Below are 21,906 nucleotides of genomic sequence, written 5' to 3'. Positions count from 1 at the left end.
TCTCATGTTCGAGAAAATCCTGATCGCCAATCGCGGCGCTATCGCGTGCCGCATCCTTAGAACGCTGCGTGAACTCGATGTAACCGGTATCGCCGTCTATGCGGAAGCGGATCGTGCGAGCCTTCATGTGAGCGAGGCGCCCATCGCGCACGGTCTCGGCGACGGTCAGGCTTCCGCCACTTACCTCGACACGGAAAAGATTCTCGAAATTGCCCGCCGCGAGAACGTGCAGGCGATCCATCCGGGCTACGGGTTCCTGTCGGAGAACGCGGCCTTTGGCGAAGCGTGCGAAGCGGCAGGCATCGCGTTCATCGGACCGACGCCGGCGCAATTGCGCGCTTTTGGACTGAAGCACACGGCTCGTGACATTGCGGCAGAGGAGGGCGTGCCGATGCTCGAAGGCACGGGCTTACTTGACGATCTGCCGGCAGCGCTCGATGCAGCGGCGTCGATCGGCTATCCGGTGATGCTGAAAAGTACGGCGGGCGGTGGCGGCATCGGCATGCGGGTGTGCTGGAACGCCGAGGAACTGAGCGCGCATTTCGAGGTGGTGAAGCGCCTCGGCCAGAACAACTTCAGCGATGCAGGCGTGTTCCTGGAAAAGTACATCGAGCGGGCGCGGCATCTGGAAGTGCAGGTCTTCGGCGACGGCCGCGGCGACGCGATCGCCCTTGGCGTGCGCGACTGCTCGGTGCAGCGGCGCAACCAGAAGGTGCTCGAAGAGACGCCCGCGCCTAATCTGCCGGACGGCATCCCGGCCGCCTTGTGCGACGCCGCGGTGAAGCTCGCAAAAGCGGTCAGTTACCGCTCGGCCGGCACGGTGGAATTCGTCTACGACAGCGCCGCTCAACAGTTCTATTTCCTCGAGGTGAATACGCGCCTGCAGGTCGAGCATGGCGTGACTGAGCAGGTCTGGGGCGTGGATCTCGTGCGCTGGATGATCGAACTGGCGGCGGGCACGCTCGCGCCGCTGCAGGCGCTCGCGGCGGGGTTGAAGCCGCAGGGGCACGCGATTCAGGCACGGCTCTACGCCGAAGACCCGGGCCGCGATTTCAAGCCGAGCCCGGGCTTGCTGACCGACGTCGCGTTTCCGCGCGCCGACGGGCGCGCGCTGCGCATCGATACGTGGATCGAGGCGGGCTGTGAAGTACCGCCATATTTCGACCCGATGCTGGCCAAGGTGATCGCATCGTCGCCGACGCGCGACGCGGCGCGCGAGGCGCTCAGTGACGCGTTACAGAACACGCGACTCTATGGCGTGGAGACAAACCGCGACTATCTGCGCCAGATCCTCGACGATCATCCGTTTGCCTCGGGCGAGCCGTGGACGCGCTGCCTCGAAGGGCTCAAGTATCGGGCAAGCACGATCGAAGTCGTGAGCGGCGGCACGCAGACGACCGTGCAGGATCATCCGGGCCGCCTCGGCTATTGGGCGGTCGGCATTCCGCCGTCCGGTCCAATGGACGACCGTGCGTTGCGGCTCGGCAACCGGCTGCTCGGCAACGGCGCCGACGCTGCCGCGCTCGAAATCACGATGAGTGGGCCCACCTTGCGCTTCAACACGGACGCCGTCGTCGTTGTGACGGGCGCGAATCTGCCCGCGCTGCTCGACGATATCGAACAGCCGTTGAACACGACCCTGTTCGTGGCGGCCGGTTCGACGCTCGCGCTCGGCACGATTCGCGGCGCGGGTGCGCGTGCCTACCTGTGCGTGCGCGGCGGCTTCGACGTCGCGGTGTATCTCGGCAGCCGCAGCACCTTCACGCTCGGCCAGTTCGGCGGACATGGTGGGCGAGCGTTGCGTGCGGGCGATGTGCTGCATCTTCATTCGTTGCAGGACGAGCGCGCGGGCGCGGTACTCGCAAATGTTCCCGTGCTGGAAACCGTGCGTACGCTGCGCGTGATCTATGGCCCTCACGGTGCGCCGGAGTACTTCAGCCCGCGCTATATCGAGCAGTTTTTCGACACCGAATGGGAGATCCATTTCAACTCCAGCCGCACTGGCGTGCGTCTGATTGGACCGAAGCCGGAGTGGTCGCGCGAAGACGGCGGCGAGGCAGGATTGCATCCGTCGAACATTCACGACAACCCGTACGCGGTCGGCGCCGTCGATTTCACCGGCGACATGCCGGTGATTCTCGGACCCGATGGTCCGAGCCTTGGCGGCTTCGTATGTCCGGTAACGATCATCGAGGCGGATCTTTGGCAAATCGGCCAGTTGAAGGCCGGTGACAAGCTGCGCTTCGTGCCGGTGCAGATCGATGAAGCTCGTGAGGCAGCACGCCAGCGTCTGCGCGAATTGCAGACGCTCGAATTCGAGGGGAGGCCGGCATACACGAAGGCAGCAGCGCTCACGTCGCCGATCGTGCTCGATACCGGCACGGATCGCGAACGGCTCGTCGCTCGGGTTTCCGGTGACACACATCTGCTGCTCGAAATCGGCCCGACGGAACTCGATCTCGTCTTGCGTTTCCGGGGTCATGCGCTGATGCAGTCGCTCGAGGCGATGGCGCTGCCTGGCGTGATCGATCTGACGCCCGGCATCCGCTCACTGCAAATTCACTATCAACCTGAAAGCCTGCCGCTCTCGAAGTTGCTCGCGATCGTCGAGCGCGCGTGGCAGGACGTTATGTTGCAAAAGGATTTGCGCGCACCGTCACGAATCGTGCATTTACCGCTGTCGTGGGACGATCCCGCGTGCCGGCTCGCGATCGACAAATACATGACCACGGTGCGCAAGGACGCGCCCTGGTGTCCGAGCAATCTCGAGTTTATCCGCCGCATCAACGACCTCGATTCGATCGACGCCGTCAAACGGATTGTCTTCGATGCCAGCTATCTCGTGATGGGGCTCGGCGACGTGTATCTCGGCGCGCCGGTCGCGACGCCGCTCGATCCGCGCCACCGGCTGGTGACGACCAAATACAACCCGGCGCGCACGTGGACGGCGGAGAACTCGGTCGGCATCGGCGGAGCGTATCTGTGCGTGTATGGGATGGAAGGGCCAGGCGGTTATCAGTTCGTTGGCCGCACGTTGCAGATGTGGAACCGCTATCGGGAAGTCGCGGATTTCGCGGGGCGGCCGTACCTGTTGCGCTTCTTCGACCAGATCCGCTTCTACGAAGTCGCTGCCGACGAGTTGCTGCGTATTCGCGCGGATTTTCCGCTCGGGCGCTATCCATTGAAGATCGAAGAGACCGAGTTGTCGCTGGCCGACTATCAAACGTTTCTCACGCGCGAATCCACCGGCATCCAGCAATTCCGCGCGCGGCAGCAGGCCGCGTTTCAGGCCGAACGCGAGCGTTGGCGCGAAGCGGGAACGGCAGAAGAGGGTTTCGACCCGCCAGTCACGGAGAGCGTGGAACTGGCGCCGCTGGCAGACGGGGACATTGCGGTGGACAGCGAGATTGCCGGCAGCCTCTGGCAGGTGCGGGTGGCGTCCGGCGATAGGGTCGAGGCGGGCGACGTGCTGTTCGTCATCGAGTCGATGAAAATGGAAATCTCCGTGTGCGCGCCGTGTGCGGGGACCGTCGGCGAAATTCACGTGGCGCCCGGTTCGCCGGTGCGCGCGGGGCAGCGGGTTGCCGTTATCGAACGTCTTTGATTTTCCTGGGAAAACACTCATGTCTTCATTCGATCTGCGCCTGTCCACGCTACGCGGCGCTTACCGTGCCGGCACACTGACGCCGCGCAAGTTGATCGGCGAGTTGCTGGCGAAAGCCGCAGCACTGAATCCCGAGTTTCATCTGTTCATCCACCTTCTGAGCGAAACGGAAGTTGCGCCGTATCTGGACTGGCTGGAAACACAGGATATCGAAGCATTGCCGCTCTATGGCATTCCCTTCGCGATCAAGGACAACATCGATCTGGCCGGTGTTCCGACAACGGCCGCTTGCCCTGCGTTCGCCTATACGCCGGTAGAGTCGGCGACACTCGTTGCGCAGTTGATCGCACTGGGCGCCGTGCCGATTGGGAAGACCAATCTCGATCAGTTCGCCACTGGCCTTAACGGCACGCGTTCACCGTACGGCAAATGCCGTAACAGTGTGCATCCTGACTATCCGTCGGGCGGATCGAGCGCGGGTTCTTCGCTGGCCGTCGCGCTGGGCGCCGCCAGCTTCGCGCTCGGCACTGACACGGCAGGCTCGGGCCGCGTGCCGGCAGGATTGAACAACCTCGTCGGGCTCAAGGCGAGCAAAGGTCTGCTGTCGGCCGCCGGCGTTGTGCCGGCCTGTCGCACGCTCGATTGCGTGACGTACTTCACGGCGACCGCGCGCGAGGCCAGCGAACTGCTCGCACTCACGGCACAAGCCGATCCTCGCGATGCATACAGCCGCAAGAACCCACAATGGAACGATGCGCGCGCGTTCGGCAAGCTCGCCATATTCCGGTTCGGCGTGCCGTCGCAACTCGAATTCGCGGGCTGTGCCGAAAGCCCTGTGTTGTTTGCGAAGGCTCGCGCGATGCTCGAAGCGGCGGGCGGCGAGGCCGTCGAAATCGACTTCGCGCCGTTCGTCGAGGCGGCGAACCTGCTTTACGAAGGCCCTTGGGTCGCGGAGCGCTACAGCGTTGTGGGCGATTTGGTGGAAGCGAACGCGCAGGCCGTGTTGCCGGTCATTCGCGATGTGCTGGCGAAAGCGCCAGGGGCGAGCGCAGTCGAACTCTTTCGTGCGCAATATCGCCTGCAAGCGTTGAAGGCGATCTGTGACGCGACGCTTGAACCACTCGACTTCGTCCTGACGCCGACCTATCCGCGTGCCGTCACGCTGGCCGAGCTGGAACGCGACCCCATCGGGCCGAACTCGTTGCTCGGCTACTACACGAACTTCATGAACCTGCTTGACTACGCGGCAGTCGCAACGCCGACCGCGTTCATGGCAAATGGCCTGCCGTGGGGGGTAACCGTGTTCGGCCGGGCGTTCACGGATCAGTATCTGTTGAGCGCGGCGGACATGTTGCAACGGATGAGCGGAATCGAATGCGTCGGCGGTGGCAAGGCCGATGCGAACAACGGGCCTAAGGCGAGCAACGATCGCGTAAAGGTCGCGGTGTGCGGCGCCCATATGCAGGGTTTGCCGCTCAATCGTGACCTGGTTTGTCGCGGTGCACGCCTGGTGGAAGTTACACAAACCGCGCCGCATTATCGCTTGTCTGCGCTGGCCGCCACGCCAGATGGCACGCGGCGGCCCGGCATGCGGCGAGTGTCGGACGGCGGCACGGCGATCGCGATTGAGGTCTGGGAGATGCCCAGTCTGGAATTGGGCTCGTTCATCACCACTATTCCCTCTCCGCTTTCGCTAGGAAAGGTTGAACTGGCGAATGGCGAGTGGGTGACGGGATTCGTGTGCGAATCGTATGGGCTGGAGTCTGGCACCGACATCACGGAGTGGGGCGGCTGGCGAGCATGGCTTGCCAGCCGTATTTCTTCCTCAAGCGATTCCCAGTACCTGGAAAATCGGTAAATGTATTTCATCAAAGCGATTCGCTTTCGCAATCAGATCGCCGCTGGTGTCGAGCAGTTGCGAGGCGACGCGAGCGCCGCCTTAATTCTGCTCGCCGGCCGCTTCGAGGATCAGACCTGCCACTTCAGTCGGATGCGAAAGCAGCGACACGTGGCTCGACTTAAGCTCGATCGTATGCGCGTGCATCCGGTTCGCCATGAAGCGCTCCTGATCGGGGTTGATGGTCCGATCGTCAGTCGACACCGCATACCAGGTCGGCTTGTCGTGCCACGCGGCGACGGTCGTCTTCGCCATCGTGATCGCCTTGCCAATCGGCTGCTGAACCGCATAGAAGGTTTCTGCTTCAGCCGTCGGTAGATCGCCGGCGAAGTCTTTCACAAATGCCTGCTCGGAGAGCTTGCCGTAGCCTTCGGCCGACCAATGAAGCCCAGCCCTTTCAAGGTCTTTGCGCGGCAAACCTGGTAACCTGGCGACCTGTTCAAGGACGATGGGTACGAAGGGATGTTTGACGAGGTGATGAAGCGTTTCGAGCAGCAGGCACCGGTATGCGTGATGGCACGCCTGGCACTGCAGAGAGCCCTCGCACCGCAATGGGTCGACGAGGTGTTTGCCGAGCATCGGCTGCGGCAATATCCACGGGAATTGCTGTTCTCGACGGTGGTGGAACTGATGACGCTGGTGTCGCTGGGACTGAGTCCGTCGCTGCACGCTGCGGCGACGCAGACGAAGCACCTACCGGTGTCGCTGGCCGCGCTGTACGAGAAGCTCAACCGCACCGAACCCGCGATCCTGCGTGCCCTGGTACAGGGCAGCGCCCAGCGTCTGGAGCCGGTGCTGGCGGCGTGGCCATGCCAGGCTAGCCTGCCCGGCTGGCGTGTGCGTGTGCTTGATGGCAATCACCTGCCGGCCAGTGAGAAGCGGCTGGCAGCGCTGCGCGAACAGCGGGGCGCCGCGTTGCCCGGGCATGCTCTGGTCGTCTACGAGCCGGATCTGGGTCTGGTCACGGATCTGATCGCTGTTGAGGATGCGCACGCGCAGGAGCGTTCCGCGGTGGCCCCGCTGCTCGAATGTGCCGGCCCGGGCGAGCTGTGGCTGGCCGACCGGAATTTCTGTACCAGCACGATCCTGCTGGGCTGGCATCAGGCACAGGCCAGCTTCATCGTGCGCGAACATGGCCGCAACAGCCCGCCGCTTGCCAGTAGTGGGCCATGGGTGGACGCTGCGCGCATCGAGACCGGACAGGTACGTGAGCAACGCATTGACCTGAAGTCCGGGCTGCAGGGCTGGCGGCGCATCGAACTGCAGCTGGACCAGCCTACCGATGCGGGAGACACGGTGATCAGGCTGTGGAGCAATCTGCCTGCCGCGGTAGGCGCACACGAGATCGCCCGGCTGTACCGCAAGCGCTGGCGTATCGAAGGCATGTTCCAGCGACTCGAGTCGGTCCTGCATAGCGAGATCCGCACCCTGGGGCATCCACGTGCCGCGCTGCTGGGTTTTACCGTCGCGGTGCTGGCGTACAACGTGCTGGCCACGCTCAAGCGCAGTGTTCAAACTGCCCATGCTGCAGCCGATGAAACCGATGCAGCGCCAACGGAGGTCTCGACGTATTACCTTGCTGTGCAGATTCGCACCCAGTATGAGGGCATGCTCATCGCGCTGCCGCCGGATGAATGGTCGCACTGGAGCGATGCCACGCCCGATGTGATTGCCGGCAAACTGCTCGAGCTGGCACGATGCGTCGACCCAGCCCAGGTACGCACACGCAGGCGTGGTCCCAAGACCCGCAAACGCGCCCCCTATGTCGAAGGTGCAGTAGCCCGTGCCCATCACAGTACAGCCCGCCTGCTTAAGCGCGCCAAGGGCGGGACATCTTGATCAAGACCTTGAAAGGGCTGGCTGTAAGCACGCGTCCGCAATGGGCACTGACCCGCATCAATTCTTTCAAAAATGTTCATTTGCACGCGATGCGTAATGACTGAGAAAGCAGATCGCCACTTCCCGGTAATAGCGGGATGTTCCAATGCACGTGGGTTTGTAAGCGGTCCCACGCAGCCGCTCGTTTCGCCACGAAACGGCGGACGGAAAACAATTAGCAAAACGACATCCGGAGTTAATCGCATGCTTTCTCGAGCCTTCCTGTTGGGCGTATCAGGCATTGCTTTAGCCGTCTCGCTGTACGCGTGCGGCGGTAGTGGATCAAATGGGCTCACGCCTGTAACAACGCAAGATCAGTTGACGACGGCGACGCCCATCAAGCACGTGGTCGTGATTTATAACGAGAACGTCTCGTTCGACCACTACTTCGCAACCTACCCGAATGCGACGAACCCGTCGGGCGAACCTGCGTTCACAGCTGCCGCAGGCACACCGTCGGTAAATGGTCTAAGCGGCACGCTGCTGACCAACAATCCGAACCTTATTAATACACTTAACGGTGCCGGTGCTACGAATCCGTTCCGACTGGACCGTACGCAGGCAGCAACTGCCGACCAGAATCACGCCTATACGGCAGAGCAGCAGGCATATAACAATGGCGCGGCCGACCTGTTCCCGTTGTATACGGGTAAAGGGTCGAGCGGCGGCGCAGGCGCGTTCGGTACGACCGGCCAGGTCATGGGCTACTACGACGGCAACACAGTTGCGGCCATGTGGAACTGGGCGCAACACTTTGCGATGAGCGACAACGCGTATACGGATACGTTTGGTCCGTCGACGCCGGGTGCCCTGGAAGTTATCTCCGGCCAGAATAACGGTGTGCAACTGGTCAAGACTAGCCAGCAGCCGTTCAATCTGACGACAGCATCGCACTCTTACTACGTCAACGATGGTCAAGGTGGCATCACCCTAATCAATGACGTTGACCCGGCGAACGATCCGTGCTCCAGCACGACAGATCAGATTCTGATGTCTGGCAAGAACATCGGCGACCTGCTTAACGCCAAGAACGTCACGTGGGGCGGCTTCATGGGCGGCTTCAACCTGTCGACGACCAACAGCAATGGTACGACGGGCTGCAAGCGCAGCACGGTGTCACCGGTGGTTGGTCAAGCGACGGCCGACTACATTCCGCATCACAACTGGTTCCAGTACTACGCGTCGACGGCAAACGCGCAGCACTTGCGCCCGAGCTCGACGGCTGCCATCGGCTTCACGCTTGAATCCGACGGCAAGACGGCTGACCCGGCGAACCACCAGTACGACTCCGACGATTTCTTCACCGCGGTGAAAGCAGGTAACTATCCGTCCGTGAGCTTTATCAAGGCCCCGGCGTTCCAGGACGGCCATGCAGGCTACTCCGATCCGCTCGACGAGCAGGCATTTACGGCCAAGGTGGTTAACTTCCTGCAGCAACAGCCTGACTGGAAGAACACTGCAGTTATTGTTGCGTGGGACGATTCGGATGGCTGGTACGACCATGCTTATGCGAATCCGACGAGCTCGTCGTTCGACGCTCAGGCGGACCAACTGAACGGTGCCGGTAAGTGCGGTTCGGGAACGGCTCCGGTCGGTGTGAAGGGCGCTGCGGTCAATGGTCGATGCGGCCCGGGTACGCGTATCCCGTTCCTCGTGATTTCGCCATGGGCTAAGGTCAATTATGTTGACCACACCCCGATTAGCCAGGCATCAGTGGTTCGCTTTATCGAAGACAACTGGCTGGGCAGCCAACGCATCGGCGGCGGTTCCTTCGATGCAACGGCCGGCAGCATTATGGGCCTGTTCAACTTCAGTGGCACCGGCAACAACCCCACTGTGTTTGTCGACCCGAATCTGGGTTCGGTGGTCCCCTCGGTACCTGCCATCTAAATTCCGCAGATTGCATCGACGCATGCGTGTCGATGCGAAACGGAACATTACTTCGGTGTTGCCAGCCCTTCGGGCTGGCAACATTTTTCGTTTTCAGATTCCTTGTCGTCGTTCATATGCCCGCCTCTTCAGTTCGCCCAACTGAAACAAGTCCCATTCAGAGTCGATCCCAGTTTAGCGTCCGGCGCACGCTTGTGTGGGTTGTCGCCATAGCGGCCGTCATCGCCGTCGGCCTATGCGGCTGGGAGCTGCTGTATCCCTCACGCGTACCTGCGGCAGTGGGCGCGGTGGTCGAAAGCGTCACGGGTGCGAACGCCAATCCTATTGAGCTCCAGCGTCCCGTAGCGCCGGCCCAGCTGAGTGCAGTAGCCCAACTTGGGAAGAAGATATTTTTCGACCCCACGCTTTCAGCCTCCGGCCGCCAGTCATGCGCTTCGTGCCACAGTCCGGAGCATGCATATGCTCCCGCCAATAATCTGGCTGTCCAATTGGGCGGACCATCGTTGTCGCAGCAAGGCTACCGGCCGCCACCGTCGCTGATGTATCTCTACCGGCAGCCGAATTTCAGTATCGGACCGGATTCGGGCGACGCGGACAACGCCCCTGATCTAGCGCAGGTTGCAAGTCAAGTGTCCGGTGTGGCGAGAGCACAAAAGAACGCGGGAGTGGCGCCTGCCGCTCCCGCGATGGTTCCTCAGGGCGGGATGTTCTGGGACGGCCGCGCGGATACGCTGCAGGCACAAGCGTCTGGACCGATGCTCAATCCGGTTGAGATGGCGAACACGGGTGTGGCGGATGTTATTGCGAAGCTCGAGCGCACGCCCTATAGGAACGACTTCGTCCAGATTTTTGGGGCGAATGTATTCGAAAATGCAACGCTTGCGATGTCCGAGGCGATGTTTGCGGTCGCACGCTATCAGGTGGAAGATCTGTCGTTCCATCCGTACACCAGCAAGTATGACTACTGGCTGGAAGGCAAGGCGCGGCTCAGTCAGGCGGAATTGCATGGACTGCGTCTGTTCAACGACCCGGACAAGGCCAACTGTGCCGGTTGCCACCTTTCGAAGCCGGGCTCTGACGGCCTGCCGCCGATGTTCACCGACTACGAGTACGAAGCGCTCGGCGTGCCCCGCAACAACCACCTTGTCGTCAATAAAGACCATAGTTTCTTCGACATGGGTATCTGTGGTCCATTCAGGACGGACCTCAAAGATCAGACACAATATTGCGGCATGTTCCTCACGCCGACGCTGCGGAACGTGTCGACGCGCAAGGTGTTTTTTCACAATGGCGTCTATACCTCGCTTGAAGATGTCATGGCCTTCTACAACGAACGCAACACCGCTCCACAAAAGTTTTATCCGCACTACGCGGATGGGAAAATCCAGAAGTACGACGACCTGCCGATACAGTTTCATGTGAACATCGACGACAAGGATGCGCCCTTCGACCGGAAGTTCGGAGACAAGCCCGCGATGACTGACGCGGACATTCGTGACATCATTGCGTTTCTGAAGACGTTGAATGACGGATACCAAGTCAGCGCGCACTAGGCCATATCGCCTTTGCTGGGCACAAAGGGCTGCGCTGATGCCACCGCGACCCTTTGTTTTTGCTGCGACCTGTCCTGCGCTACCGAAATGAGACGACGCAAGCATCTGGTCGTCAATGACGTCAGCAATTATTGAACGCAATCTGGCCGTGAAAAATCCCAAAATTCACCTCCCTCTCGCATTGCATCACAAGGCGGAACGGTACGTGGATGCTGCCTCGTACCTTGACGAACTCAGATTGCAAGGTGCGGAAGGGCACCTCGCGCGATGTCCTTTCTGTCGTCGCGAGATGATGATTGTGGAGAATGACGAGCGGCTAGGACTTCAGTTCTTCCACCGACAGCATTTTTCTTCATCGCCGTGCCCGCTCACAACGAGCGCTGTCCAGCCCCCGGTCCTCTTCGCGCGAGGGATGCCGAGTATCGAGGTTGAGAGCCGCAATCGTGCCGCTTTTATTGCGCGATGGCAGGCTCACTTCGCCGTAATGGCCGATCTGGTCAAATCGCTTTCCATCGAGCGCTTTGTCAACCTCATATCGGTTGCCGACGTGCTGAATCTATGGTCTTACAGCGAGCTCGAGCAGGTTGACGTCCCGTTCATACTCCTTGTGCTTGCGGAGGTAATGACCGATGAGTCGGTTGGGCATGAAAAGGTGTGGGTTCGGTTTGTTTTTGAAGGCCGAATCAGATCGGTGAGCGACTTGTGGGCCGGGCCCGAGATGAGCGCCAAACTTTATAGAATTCAATACAAGCGGCAAAAAAACACGAGAATGCCAACCGCAAGAGACATTGTCGTCTGCGCAGAGGTAGAGCGTTCGCGCGTCCCACTGGACTCGCGCGCGGTTTCGATGTCCGACTCCGATGAGGCTTTATTCGACGCACTTTTAGAGACGGTTGAACTCAACCTGCGAAACCGCCAGGCAGCTTCGTCCTGAAAAACAAAAGCAATTGGCGATTCCGTTGCCTTCGTCCGTCAGATTCACGCACCTTGGCTAATCAGAAGTCAAGTTGATCCGCTGTGATGCCAAGCGCCGCAGCAATCTTTGTGCGCGAGGACTCCCTCAGCCGCTTTTTACCTTCCTGTTGAGAGTAGGCCGATTGACTGATACCCATGTGCGCAGCGATTTCTGCCTGGGTCAGCCCAAGGTGCTCCCGCCACGCTCGAGACGGAGTTGCACCATCGACCGTCGCGTTCACGACTTCATGTGGAATCGGTCTACGTTCGGCGCCATGCTCGGCGGCATGGCCAGCGACATGAAGTTGGCCAAGGCGAGCAAGGCCGCGCCAGGCGTAGTCTTGCCTGCTACAGACTTGCCCATCTGTACGCCACAATTTCCCATCCCAGTAGCGCAATATGCTCCACGATCTAATCAACCAGTGGGTTTCGTATAAGCCTTCCCTGACAGGCTTGATCGAGGAAGGAAACCAGGGCGTTTTCCTCATGTTCAGCACGCCGCTCATCGACGATCCTTCGTACACAAGCGACTGAAACAGTACTTCTTGGTCCTTTTGTTGCGCCAAAGTCTTTGGCCTCGTCTTCGGAATTATCGCATTCGTCTCGGATGCACGTATCAGTCCATTGGTCTGTTATGGCTGAACAGCCACTATGTGCATTTCTACGCATAGTGACCAGCAACCGGAGCCAAGCTAAAGTCGACACTCTAGTGTTTCGTCAGGCCTCAAATGTCGGATATAGCCTGGACAGTTTGATGCGGGCATCGTCGGTGGTGAACTGCCAGTTGATCCTGGCCTTAAGCTGATCTCGTCGAGCCTGCCAGGCGGCCACCTCGCGGCACACCGTGTCGATGTTGTCGATGCGCCGGTCGAGGCACTGCTTGATCATCACATTGAGTTCGATCTCGGCCATGTCCAGCCAACTGCCATGTTTGGGCGTGTAGACAAATTCAAACCGGTCCCACAGCGCTTTGGCCTGCGATGGCGGGAAGGTTTCGTAGGGCGCGGCGGCCGTGTGGGTGTTCAGGTTGTCCATCACGAGGGTGATTCGTTGCGCATCCGGGTAGGCCTGGGCAATGTCCTGTACGAAGCGGGACCATTGCACCCTGGTCCGGGAGTCGGTGACTTTCGTCAGACGCCGTCCGGCAAGGGGTTCCGATGCCATGAAGACATTGCACACGCCACAGCGCTCGTACTCATAGTCCTCCCGCGCAGGACGCCCTGGTGCCGCTTTGATCGGTTCGCGGGTCTGGCGAATCAACTGCCGCGGCGTCTCGTCCATGCACACCACGGGGCGCGTCGCGTCGTAGGGCCGGTGGTACACATCGAGCACGTTTTCCATGGCCGCCACGAACTCCGCGTTCGCTTTGGGCGGGATAATCCAGCCTATCTTGCGCCACGGCTTGAGTTCGTTTTTTTGAGCGCACGCCGCACCGTTTCGTGCGAGAGACTATCCACGTACTCCAGCTCTACGGCACGCTGCGCCAATCGCCGCAGCGACCAGTTCGCCTGGCCCTCGGGAGGCTCGCCGCAGCTCAGCGCAATCAGGCGGGCCTCAAGCTCGCCGTCAATCTTGCTGTCGTAGACCCTTTGGCCCGGCGGCCTGACAAGCGCGGCTTCGTAGCCTTCCTCCACGAAACGTTTCTTCACCCGGTCGATCTTGCGCGCGCTCACGTGCAACACCGCTGCGACCTCTTGCCCGGAGCGACGGCAGCGCCCTGAAGAGGTGTCGCAATTCAACAGAATGAGAGCGTTGATTACCTTCTGGGACTGGTGCGAACCTTTGCTCACAATCGCTTCGAGTTGCTCTCTTTCTTTCGCCGTCAGGGTAACGATGTATTTTTCCATTCCCCGATTTTCGCGCAGCGTGCTCGTGGTTACAACGTCTTTCCCCGGCCCCATATTTACCGACAGTTCACGGAAGTCACGACACTAGGCAATGAAATCTGCACCCGCCTGAAGGCGAAATGTGTCTGGGTTGAAAACGACTTCGACGGCCTGATTCCCGGACTTAAGGCGAGGAAGTTCGATGGCGTGCTGTCCTCGATGACGATCACGGCAGAGCGCGCAGAACAGATCGCGTTCTCGTCTCCGCTCTTCGAAACGCCGACCGCGCTCGTCGCCAGGAAAGGCTCGGGCCTGCACCCGACGGTCGAGTCGCTCAAAGGCAGATCGGTTGGTGTCGAGCAAGGCACGATTCAGGAAACCTACGCCAAGAGATGGGAAGCGAACGGCGTGAAGGTCGTTTCCTACCAGAACCAGGATCAGGTTTATCAAGACCTGGAGGCAGGCCGCATCGATGCCGCGCTGCAGGACCAGGTTCAGGCCGAGCTGGGCTTTCTGAAGATGCCGCGCGGCAACGGGTACGCGCTCGCCGGCGAAGCGATTCCGAGCGGCGCGGCGGCAATCGGTCTTCGCAAGGCAGACACGGACCTGAAGGCCGATATCGACAAGGCCATCGACGGCATGATGAGGGACGGCGCTTATAAGAAGATCGAGAAGAAGTACTTCGACTTCGACATTGCGCCGAGGAGCTGACGGACGGACCAGTGCGCTTTTTGCACGCCCTGTTGTCCGATCGAAGGGCTCCCCAGAGGCGGAGCCCTTTTGCTTGTACCGCCCCTAGTCGCAACCGGTTGTTAGCGGGAGTAGGCCCTGCCAGACTGCTGAAATTTGCCGCTGGTTGTGCAGCACCGCGCGCGCATCATGCCGCCATCCGATGTTCGTAATACGGCCGTTCGCGGTCATCAAGAATGGCGTATTGCGCAGCCAGTTCGGACGGATTTGGATTGAGCCACGCATCGACGTTCTCCGGCTTGATCGGGATGATGCAGCGATCATGACCGGCGGCCGCGACCTCTGGTGGAGGCTCGTCGGTACGGGGACAAATTATTCGCCCATGCAGCACACTTTTTTGGCGATCTTCGAAACTGCGACAGACCGGCCAGCCTGACAAAAGGACAAGCGGTGCTGGCGACACTGCGTGTTTCAGGCGAACTGTAGAATCAGCGCCCAAGTCAGCAGGCAGATCTGCGGAAGGCGGGCAGGGCGTGGCAAAGGAAAATAAGTTGAGCTGGCAAAAACTTATATTATTCTTATAATAGAAGTACGAACGCGATCAACTGGACCCAGAAAGCGGCGAAACAATTGCGCAAGCTTGACCGGCAGCATCAGGTTGCGATTCGTGACGGCGTGAGCACTCTGGCCGCGATGCCAGATTGCCAGAGCGTGAAAGCGCTGACCGATCATGAATACGGCTACCGGCTCCGCGTCGGCAATTACCGGGTCTTGTTCAACTGGGACGGCGCTATCAAGGTCGTCGAGATTGAGGAAGTGAGGAAACGCAATGAACGCACGTACTAACATTCAGGTCATCAACGGACCGGACGGCAAACCCGCCTATGTCGTGATTCCGTACGCGGAGTATGTCGCCGAGCATAGTGCTGAACGCGGCCTGATTCCGCACGAAGTCGTGAGCCTGACGGTTGACGGTGCAACGCCGGTTCGCGCCTGGCGCGAGCATCTTGGCCTAACGCAAGTTGAAGTCGCTGCACGTATGGGCATCAGTCAATCGGCCTACGCACAGCAGGAAGGCAGCGATCGCTTGCGCAAGGCTTCACGCGAAAAGATCGCGATCGCGCTCGGCATCACGGCGGCTCAGCTCGATTTCTGACCGTTCCCAAACCATCCAGATTACATGGGGCGCTAGACGCCCCATTTTTCCGCCCATACGTCCGTTAGCCGTCACGATGCTGTTTTGTCGTGCACGTACGCAGGTGGGCCAATGCCCGCAAACATCCGGCCTGAGCGCCACATTCGCGGCAGCTCGACTGCGAGCGTACGCCAGCGCGCGAGCACAGCCGCGAACGTGCCTTCACGCTTGGCGCGACGGATTTTGTCGACTACGTTCCAGCCGCGTACGTATAGCGCGAAGCTGCGCCTGCTGGAAAGGTAATGCGGGGCGTGGACGCCGACCCACGCGAGCAATTCAGCGGGCGGGACGTCCGGAACCGCGGGATCGGGTTCGATATTGGCCACTACAGGCGTTTCGTCGGCTGGCATACCGCCGCTGGAATTGCCTTGTGTCGCGGAGGTCTCAAGCGCGAGCAGGCGAAGCATTTCGATGCGATGCCACGGTATTGGCGAACGGCCGGCGACGTAGTTGCGGATTGTGCGCGAGCAACAGCGCAACGTTCGGGCGACTGCGGCGATTGAAAGACCGTTGGTCAGGGCGAGAAGCTCTTGCAGGCAGCCATGCCGTTGTTCTGCAGACACCTGGAATCCTGCTGGAAATCGGAAGCGGCGCGTAATCTAACGTAAACGTTACAAAACTTACAAATAGATGCGCTCGACGACCGAATGTAGCCCGAGGTGAGCAAGTTAGAGAACTTCAATTTGACATAAGATAAATTATCAACAGGACTGGTATGTTTTGGTCTGTTGCGTGCAGCGAGCTTCTCACTGGATTTCTGAGCAACAGCTGACCCCATTAATGGTATCTTTGCCCGTTGCGTATTCTTACGGGCGATCCCAGTGTTTCAACAATTGTTCGGTGCCGCGGTTCCGGCGGCGCTTCGTGGCCCGATGCTGGTCGACGATGTCGGGCTACCGCGGTTTTGGACCGCAGTCTGGTCGGCAATGTCGGCCGCGCAACTGGCGGATTCCACGCATACGAAGAAGCTGCGATATCTGGAGGATCTGTATCAACATGCAGATAATCTCCGCGGCACGAATGCTCTGGACAACGCGCTGACCGAGCTCGACGACGGTGTGCTGGCCCAGATTCTCGAATCGTGGTTTGTTTCCATTCGAAATCAGCCGGTGGTAACAGGTGCCGACGAAAAGCGCTGGCAAACCGGGTTTGGCTTTGTGACGGATGTCGTCACCTGGTTATCGAAGAGCGAGCCCCCTGATGATCGGCTTCAGCGCGTCGAGCAGCGACTGCACAGGCTATCTGCGCTTTATAGCCAGCTTCACGTTCGTCGGGATAATTCGGTTGAGACGGTTCGCTCGTTGCCAGCGAGTGTCGTTGAAGCACTGTATGCGATGCTTGACCCGGAATCTCCACAGAATCCGTTCAGGCGTGACAGGACACGCTGGCGCGTCTTCGTCGCATTTGTGCTGATGCTGCATCAGGGCTTGCGCCGCGGCGAAGTTCTGTTGCTTCCGGCCGACGCCGTCAAAAGTGCCTACGATCACAAGCAACAACGGACGCGTCACTGGCTCAATGTGCAGGAAAACGAATACGAGGACACGGACCTCGACTCTCGCTATTCAAGGCCCAGCATCAAGAATGTGCACTCGATTCGCCAGGTGCCCGTCAGTGAGCTGACAGCAAGCATTGTGCAAAGCTACGTGGAAAACTATCGGGGCCGCCCCGATCACTCGTTCCTGCTGAATTCCCAGGGCGGCGCTCCGTTGTCGACGGAGACACTGACAAAGGTATTTGCACAGATTACGCGTTGTTTGCCGGTCGAGATGCTAACGGAGCTGAAAGACCGGACTGGCAAGGATGCAGTTACGCCGCACGATCTGCGCCACACATCTGCCGTAGTCCGGCTCCATCAGTTGCTGGAGCACGGCGATGCGATGGATGAAGCCCTCCAGAAGCTACGGACATTCTTTGGCTGGTCCAAGACATCGGCCATGCCGTCCCGGTATGCGCGCGCCGTGTTCGAGGATCGATTGGCGGGTGTCTGGAATGACGCCTTCGACGACCGGGTTGCCCTGCTGCGGGCTTTGCCCAGGGGGATCTGATATGGGCGGCAAACCACGAGTCCAGTCGGACCTGTTTCCGGTGCATGTTCCCGCCGATGATGTCATTGATCAGGTTGTAGCGGCACTACCGATGCTGCCGCCGGTCATCCGCTATTACGACGACTTCGATGATGTGCTGCACTCGATCCGGGATCCTGCCGGCCAAGTGGCCTTTAAACTGGCAATCAACGGCCGGACGATAAGGGTCGACTTCACGGGGTTTGTGGCCAATCACGCCCTGCTGTTGAAACACGTCTTCCTGTTCCTGCTCGGCGAAGATCTCAGCGTTACGACTGCGGCAAACTACCTGATCGCCGCTCCACATTTATCGCCCGCCGATATCATTGAAATCGCTCGTGCTGGTCCCGTCGGGATTGCGGCCGTCTGGGCCAGACTGCGTGTGCGCGAGATGCCTCTTTCGGCGTATATCCTCGTGAAAGCGCTGCTGCGACTCCTATGTCGCCACCGATTGCGAGGCTGGGCCGATACCTACGATACCTACATCGCTACTACCCTTCCCTTGCCTGCCCGGGATGCTTACGCGGGCGTCCGCTCCGGTGATGTCTTCCTGAGCGCGGACGAAGAGGCAGCAATTGTTCGCTATCTGGATGAAATGGTTGTGGCGCTTGAGTCGACCACGGTCCCGTCGTACGGAGTTATTTGCGACGCAGGGATGTTGCTGTGCGCCTACCAGTTCGCCATGCGCCCGATCCAGATTGCGATGCTGAGCATGCGAAATGTACGTATCTGGCAGGATGCACCGGATGGACCGCCGACGGTGCATTTAACCTTCCATATGGCCAAACAGAAAAGCAACTCGAAGAGAAAGCCGCTTACGCGTCGGGTCAAGCGCGAGTGGGCTCCGATCTTCGTTGCGGTAAAGGCCCGGCGAACGGCTGAAGGTCTCGCTGGTGCTGGGCATTTCTTTGCTGTCGAATCGAACTACGAAGCCGGAACCCGCATTGCCGCGCTCGTCAGAAAGCTGATCGACTCCGAAGACCTCGGTACGGCGACAGACCTGCGCCACACGGCGGCCCAGAGACTCGTCGACGCCGGCGCAAGCCACGAAGAACTCGCCGAGTTTATGGGGCATTCGAACGTGCAAACAGGACTCGTGTATTACGAGACATCGGCCACCCACGCGGAGCGCGTCAACCTTGCTCTCGGCGCGTCGGACATATACCGACGCGTGGCAAAAATTGCACACGACCGGTTCATCTCCCCGGAAGAGCTCACCCTTCTTAAAGGTGAGCAGCAGATTGCCGGTGTACCTCACGGCATTCCGATTGCCGGTATCGGGGGCTGCAAATCGGGCCAGCCCGCCTGTCCCTACAACCCGGTCACATCGTGCTATGGATGCAGGAAATTCATGCCCCTGCACGACAAGGCGATGCATGAGCGCGTGCTGGCCGAGATGCGTGAAGTGGTGATCTTCTTCGACCAGAGTTCCCGCGGCGACACCAGGTCGCCGGCCTACCTGCAACTGCAACGCACGATCGCCGAGATACAGACAGTCATCGAAGAACTGGAAGCCGACAACCGATGAATCCACACTACTCTGCGTTCATTGAACTGGGCAAAATGCTGGCTCATGAGAAACGGCTGTCGTGGGACATGCCTCTCGACGAAACAGGTGCCGCATGCGACGGCGTCGGCTGGAACCTTACTGTCATTGCCGGCGACGTACCGCCGCCGACCCATTACCTGCGAGATCTTGGACCTGATGCGAAGGCGCTCGCGATCATCAATGCGGAGCGCGCTGAGCAGAGCCTGGCGCCACTGCCCCGGCGACCCCTCTCGCCGGCCTGGCAGGATCTGATCAAGGCATCCGTTACCGAACAGTTACTGTTCAAACGGAACACCACCGGACATGTCATGCAACACATCGCGCGACCGCTCCGGGTGGTTGCAACATGCGTGGAAAAGGATCCCTGGCAGCTAACCGTTGATGATCTCCGCATCGCGATTCGCATTGGAGCAGCGATACAGGCCAGCGGCAAACTTGGCGATCTGGTCATCGGTATCGTCAAGGTGATTCTTGATGCCCAACACCTCTGCGATGTGGGGCAGTTGTATCCGTCGCTAGACAGTACGCGCATGCGTACGAAAAGCGCGATCAAGGCGAAACATACCTGGTCGCAAGACGAGTTGCGCGCCGGCCTGGAGGCACGCAAAAGCGAGGCGCGGCTACCCGAACGCCGGGCGTTCTGGGAACTGACCCGGATCGTGATGACCGAGAAGCCGCGGACGGTCATGGACGATCTGCGGTTCGCCGCCGTGCGCACAATGATCGTGACTGGCATGCGTGCGGGCGAAGCTGCCCTGTTGCCGGTCGACTGGAAGCGCGAGCGGACGTATCTGGACTCAAAGGGGCGGCCTGCCGGCGAAGCCGGTGGCATCTCAACGTCGCTGATGGCCCGGCACTTCGCGGAAAAGCAACAGGACGACGAGTCGGACAGCCGCTTCCTTCGTGAAAACACGCAGCCTGTTCCCGACATGTTCCGGGTCCTGCTGACAGAGACGCTCGACCATGTCGCGAAGCTCACAGCTCCGCTACGCGCGACGCTGAAGCTGCAATGCGAAACGGGGCGTCTGCTTCCGTGGTACCCGGCCGACAGCCTCGTGCCCATCATCGAAATCTATACGCGGTTGATGGGTAACCCGTTCTGGCTGGATATTGAGCAGGAACCATTCATCGAGCGCTACCGTGACGACTTCGATCCGGCGGTACTCGTTGAGCTGTACGGCTATCAGATGGAACGACGCCGCAGCGGTGACCTTACACTGAACATGGCCGTCTATCAGTTCGGAAACCGTCTGGTAAAAGCGATGCGCGAGGGCAAGACTGGCATGCGCTTCCGCCATGGGAACGGCTCTCCCGTTAGCCTTGTTGAACGTATGGAATGGCACGCGACGCATCTGCACGTTGGAGAACTCGAAGAGCATATCCGGCTCAAAACGCCAACGAAGGTGTCGGACACCACACCATTGCCGCTTGCGGTCGGTGTCGTTCAGCCGTGGGAGTTTCTGTTCGTGCAGCCCAAGCGCTCGCTTGTCGAAGAGCGCAACGACGGTTTGTGCGACGTGACCCGCTACATGTCGGTTAACCGTCCTGATCCGACGTTCATTGGACAGGCACTCGGTGACTCCAAGGACCTGCCGTCGCTGTTCGAAAAATACGGACAGACCGACGAAGACCGTGCATTGAAGATCGAATCGCACATGCTGCGTCATCTGCAAAACACCGAGCTGTTCCGGCTGGGCGTCGCTGACACCATCATCTCGAAGCGGTTCAACCGACGCAGCGTCGCACAGAGTTACGAGTACGATCATCGCAGCCTCGCAGAAGATCTGGACCAGATCGAGATCCCGCAGGACATCGAGATCATGCTTGGTGAAAAAGCCAGTACGGTTGCCAGGCTCATCAAGGGCGGCAAGGCCAATGGCCCGATCGTGGACGCGTTCCTGCGCATCCAGGCAACAGAGGGCGACACTGCCGCGTATGAGTACCTTCGTGCCGAAGCGGACGGTTTCCATGCAACACCGTATGGGCATTGCCTGAATTCATTTACGGTCGATCCCTGCCACAAACATCTCGAGTGCTTCGCAGACTGCCGCCATCTGTCGGCCACCGATCTGCCGGAGAACCGACAGAACCTGATCAGGCTTGAGGGCAAGTTCAAGCTTGCCCTTGAGTCGATCCAGGCCAGACCATCGACCAGCATCGGCTGGCAAAACCAGCTTGACCACGCAGAGAAGCGGCTGACCGGCGTACAGAAGCTGCTTGCCACACCAGCGGGCGAACGGCCCTTCCCTGACGGCGTAGACCTGTCACTGCCCCCGGAACGTGGAGTACTTGATGACTGAACCTAACGAGACCACGTCGTCCAGCGACGACAACCAGATGCGCGAGATTCTCGAAACGCTGCTGGCCGATGATGAAGACATCACGGCTCGCGCTGTCGCGCGGCTACACCCGTCCATCAACGCGGCGTCGTCGATCACCCGTAGCGAGTCCCGGAGCAAGCTGCTCGCTGGATATCAGCAGCGGCAAGCCGAATACCGGCGCTGGCGAGGCCGCGTTGCGAAACGCTCCGGCGCCGATACCGCGGCGTCGCTTGCCGACAAGGACATCAGGATTGCGGAACTCGAAGCCACTGTGCAACTACTGACCGCGTCCCATCTTGCGATGCTGCGCGCCGTCGGCGAACTCGGCGGCTTCAGCAAGTGGGCCAGGTTCTATGAACAGTATCGCGACGCACGGGACAAACTTGCGGAGCTTGGCGCAATACCTGAAGCGGCAGTCTCTCCAATCCCGGCGGAGAGTCCGAAGCGCCGGCGAGAAACAAAGCATCGATGACCGTCTGATTGGTG

17 protein-coding genes and 1 pseudogene are annotated in these 21,906 nt (G+C 60.0%); 13 read left to right on the top strand and 5 right to left on the bottom strand.

The features are described from left to right. Positions 1-4 precede the first annotated feature (4 nt). Together uca and atzF are read left to right on the top strand one after the other, a co-directional pair. Entirely contained in the window at positions 5-3,604 is a 3,600-nt protein-coding gene (gene uca / locus B0G76_RS10895) for an urea carboxylase (RefSeq protein ID WP_120292010.1), read from the top strand. A gap of 19 nt (positions 3,605-3,623) precedes the next feature. Beyond that, positions 3,624-5,462: an allophanate hydrolase gene (gene atzF / locus B0G76_RS10890; protein WP_120292008.1), complete on the top strand. Its 1,839-nt coding sequence runs from the start codon at positions 3,624-3,626 to the stop codon at positions 5,460-5,462. Between the two features lie 81 nt (positions 5,463-5,543). Here the strand turns inward: atzF and B0G76_RS10885 are convergent, their stop codons facing one another. After that, on the bottom strand, positions 5,544-6,080 hold the full coding sequence (locus tag B0G76_RS10885; RefSeq protein ID WP_120296305.1) for an alpha/beta hydrolase: 537 nt from the start codon (positions 6,078-6,080) through the stop codon (positions 5,544-5,546). On the opposite strand from B0G76_RS10885, the gene B0G76_RS10880 reads away from it, so the two are divergent. From B0G76_RS10880 to B0G76_RS10865, 4 genes are all read left to right on the top strand, one after another. Continuing rightward, positions 6,015-7,340: an IS4 family transposase gene (locus tag B0G76_RS10880; RefSeq protein ID WP_120296304.1), complete on the top strand. Its 1,326-nt coding sequence runs from the start codon at positions 6,015-6,017 to the stop codon at positions 7,338-7,340. The genes B0G76_RS10885 and B0G76_RS10880 overlap by 66 nt on opposite strands. Positions 7,341-7,583: 243 nt before the next feature. Next, complete coding sequence (locus tag B0G76_RS10875; protein WP_120292006.1) at positions 7,584-9,269, top strand: phospholipase C; 1,686 nt, start codon at positions 7,584-7,586, stop codon at positions 9,267-9,269. 116 nt (positions 9,270-9,385) lie between these two features. Next, positions 9,386-10,822, top strand: coding sequence for a cytochrome-c peroxidase (locus B0G76_RS10870; protein WP_120292004.1), 1,437 nt, complete (start codon positions 9,386-9,388; stop codon positions 10,820-10,822). 115 nt (positions 10,823-10,937) lie between these two features. Further along, positions 10,938-11,756: a hypothetical protein gene (locus B0G76_RS10865; protein ID WP_120292002.1), complete on the top strand. Its 819-nt coding sequence runs from the start codon at positions 10,938-10,940 to the stop codon at positions 11,754-11,756. A gap of 61 nt (positions 11,757-11,817) precedes the next feature. On the opposite strand, the gene B0G76_RS44735 is transcribed toward B0G76_RS10865, so the two are convergent. Continuing rightward, positions 11,818-12,282, bottom strand: a complete 465-nt coding sequence (locus B0G76_RS44735) for a helix-turn-helix transcriptional regulator (protein ID WP_259460546.1) — start codon at positions 12,280-12,282, stop codon at positions 11,818-11,820. Between the two features lie 211 nt (positions 12,283-12,493). Beyond that, positions 12,494-13,623 (bottom strand): IS630 family transposase gene (locus B0G76_RS10855; RefSeq protein ID WP_409076707.1). Its coding sequence is split into 2 segments (ribosomal slippage): positions 12,494-13,185 and positions 13,185-13,623, totalling 1,131 coding nucleotides; the frame shifts between segments, so codons are not numbered across the junction. 84 nt (positions 13,624-13,707) lie between these two features. On the opposite strand from B0G76_RS10855, the pseudogene B0G76_RS10850 reads away from it, so the two are divergent. Continuing rightward, positions 13,708-14,313 (top strand): annotated as a pseudogene (locus B0G76_RS10850) (transporter substrate-binding domain-containing protein); the annotation flags it as partial. A gap of 166 nt (positions 14,314-14,479) precedes the next feature. On the opposite strand, the gene B0G76_RS10845 reads toward B0G76_RS10850, so the two are convergent. After that, a complete protein-coding gene (locus B0G76_RS10845; protein ID WP_120292000.1) occupies positions 14,480-14,755 on the bottom strand; it encodes a hypothetical protein in 276 nt (91 codons plus the stop codon). Positions 14,756-14,922: 167 nt separating this feature from the next. On the opposite strand from B0G76_RS10845, the gene B0G76_RS10840 reads away from it, so the two are divergent. Then, positions 14,923-15,138 (top strand): type II toxin-antitoxin system RelE/ParE family toxin, encoded by a 216-nt coding sequence (locus B0G76_RS10840; RefSeq protein WP_246287640.1) that lies wholly within the window; start codon positions 14,923-14,925, stop codon positions 15,136-15,138. Continuing rightward, complete coding sequence (locus B0G76_RS10835; protein ID WP_120291996.1) at positions 15,122-15,448, top strand: helix-turn-helix domain-containing protein; 327 nt, start codon at positions 15,122-15,124, stop codon at positions 15,446-15,448. The genes B0G76_RS10840 and B0G76_RS10835 overlap by 17 nt, the downstream gene beginning before the upstream one ends. A 71-nt stretch (positions 15,449-15,519) precedes the next feature. Here the strand turns inward: B0G76_RS10835 and B0G76_RS10830 are convergent, their stop codons facing one another. Further along, the gene (locus tag B0G76_RS10830) at positions 15,520-16,050 is read right to left on the bottom strand and encodes an IS21 family transposase (RefSeq protein WP_120291994.1); all 531 of its coding nucleotides are present in this window, start codon (positions 16,048-16,050) and stop codon (positions 15,520-15,522) included. Between the two features lie 258 nt (positions 16,051-16,308). On the opposite strand from B0G76_RS10830, the gene B0G76_RS10825 reads away from it, so the two are divergent. From B0G76_RS10825 to B0G76_RS10810, 4 genes are read left to right on the top strand one after another with little or no spacing between them, the layout of a single operon-like run. Continuing rightward, the gene (locus B0G76_RS10825) at positions 16,309-17,532 is read left to right on the top strand and encodes a tyrosine-type recombinase/integrase (RefSeq protein ID WP_120291992.1); all 1,224 of its coding nucleotides are present in this window, start codon (positions 16,309-16,311) and stop codon (positions 17,530-17,532) included. 1 nt (position 17,533) lies between these two features. Continuing rightward, a complete protein-coding gene (locus B0G76_RS10820; RefSeq protein ID WP_120291990.1) occupies positions 17,534-19,078 on the top strand; it encodes a tyrosine-type recombinase/integrase in 1,545 nt (514 codons plus the stop codon). Positions 19,079-19,113: 35 nt separating this feature from the next. Then, positions 19,114-21,399: a hypothetical protein gene (locus B0G76_RS10815; protein WP_259460545.1), complete on the top strand. Its 2,286-nt coding sequence runs from the start codon at positions 19,114-19,116 to the stop codon at positions 21,397-21,399. Then, positions 21,392-21,892: a hypothetical protein gene (locus tag B0G76_RS10810; RefSeq protein ID WP_120291986.1), complete on the top strand. Its 501-nt coding sequence runs from the start codon at positions 21,392-21,394 to the stop codon at positions 21,890-21,892. The genes B0G76_RS10815 and B0G76_RS10810 overlap by 8 nt, the downstream gene beginning before the upstream one ends. The last annotated feature ends 14 nt before the right edge of the window (positions 21,893-21,906 follow it).

This window comes from Paraburkholderia sp. BL23I1N1, from assembly GCF_003610295.1.
In the GTDB taxonomy this organism is placed as follows: domain Bacteria; phylum Pseudomonadota; class Gammaproteobacteria; order Burkholderiales; family Burkholderiaceae; genus Paraburkholderia.
This window is presented reverse-complemented; position numbering and strand designations above follow the sequence as displayed.

Bases quoted from the DNA above. Each gene is read 5' to 3' on its own strand.
- B0G76_RS10885 (WP_120296305.1), bottom strand. From the start codon at position 6,080: ATGCTCGGCAAACACCTCGTCGACCCATTGCGGTGCGAGGGCTCTCTG.
- B0G76_RS10835 (WP_120291996.1), top strand. From the start codon at position 15,122: ATGAACGCACGTACTAACATTCAGGTCATCAACGGACCGGACGGCAAA.
- uca (WP_120292010.1), top strand. From the start codon at position 5: ATGTTCGAGAAAATCCTGATCGCCAATCGCGGCGCTATCGCGTGCCGC.
- B0G76_RS10870 (WP_120292004.1), top strand. From the start codon at position 9,386: ATGCCCGCCTCTTCAGTTCGCCCAACTGAAACAAGTCCCATTCAGAGT.
- B0G76_RS10810 (WP_120291986.1), top strand. From the start codon at position 21,392: ATGACTGAACCTAACGAGACCACGTCGTCCAGCGACGACAACCAGATG.
- B0G76_RS10880 (WP_120296304.1), top strand. From the start codon at position 6,015: ATGGCACGCCTGGCACTGCAGAGAGCCCTCGCACCGCAATGGGTCGAC.
- atzF (WP_120292008.1), top strand. From the start codon at position 3,624: ATGTCTTCATTCGATCTGCGCCTGTCCACGCTACGCGGCGCTTACCGT.
- B0G76_RS10820 (WP_120291990.1), top strand. From the start codon at position 17,534: ATGGGCGGCAAACCACGAGTCCAGTCGGACCTGTTTCCGGTGCATGTT.
- B0G76_RS10875 (WP_120292006.1), top strand. From the start codon at position 7,584: ATGCTTTCTCGAGCCTTCCTGTTGGGCGTATCAGGCATTGCTTTAGCC.
- B0G76_RS10865 (WP_120292002.1), top strand. From the start codon at position 10,938: ATGACGTCAGCAATTATTGAACGCAATCTGGCCGTGAAAAATCCCAAA.
- B0G76_RS44735 (WP_259460546.1), bottom strand. From the start codon at position 12,282: ATGAGCGGCGTGCTGAACATGAGGAAAACGCCCTGGTTTCCTTCCTCG.
- B0G76_RS10815 (WP_259460545.1), top strand. From the start codon at position 19,114: ATGCTGGCTCATGAGAAACGGCTGTCGTGGGACATGCCTCTCGACGAA.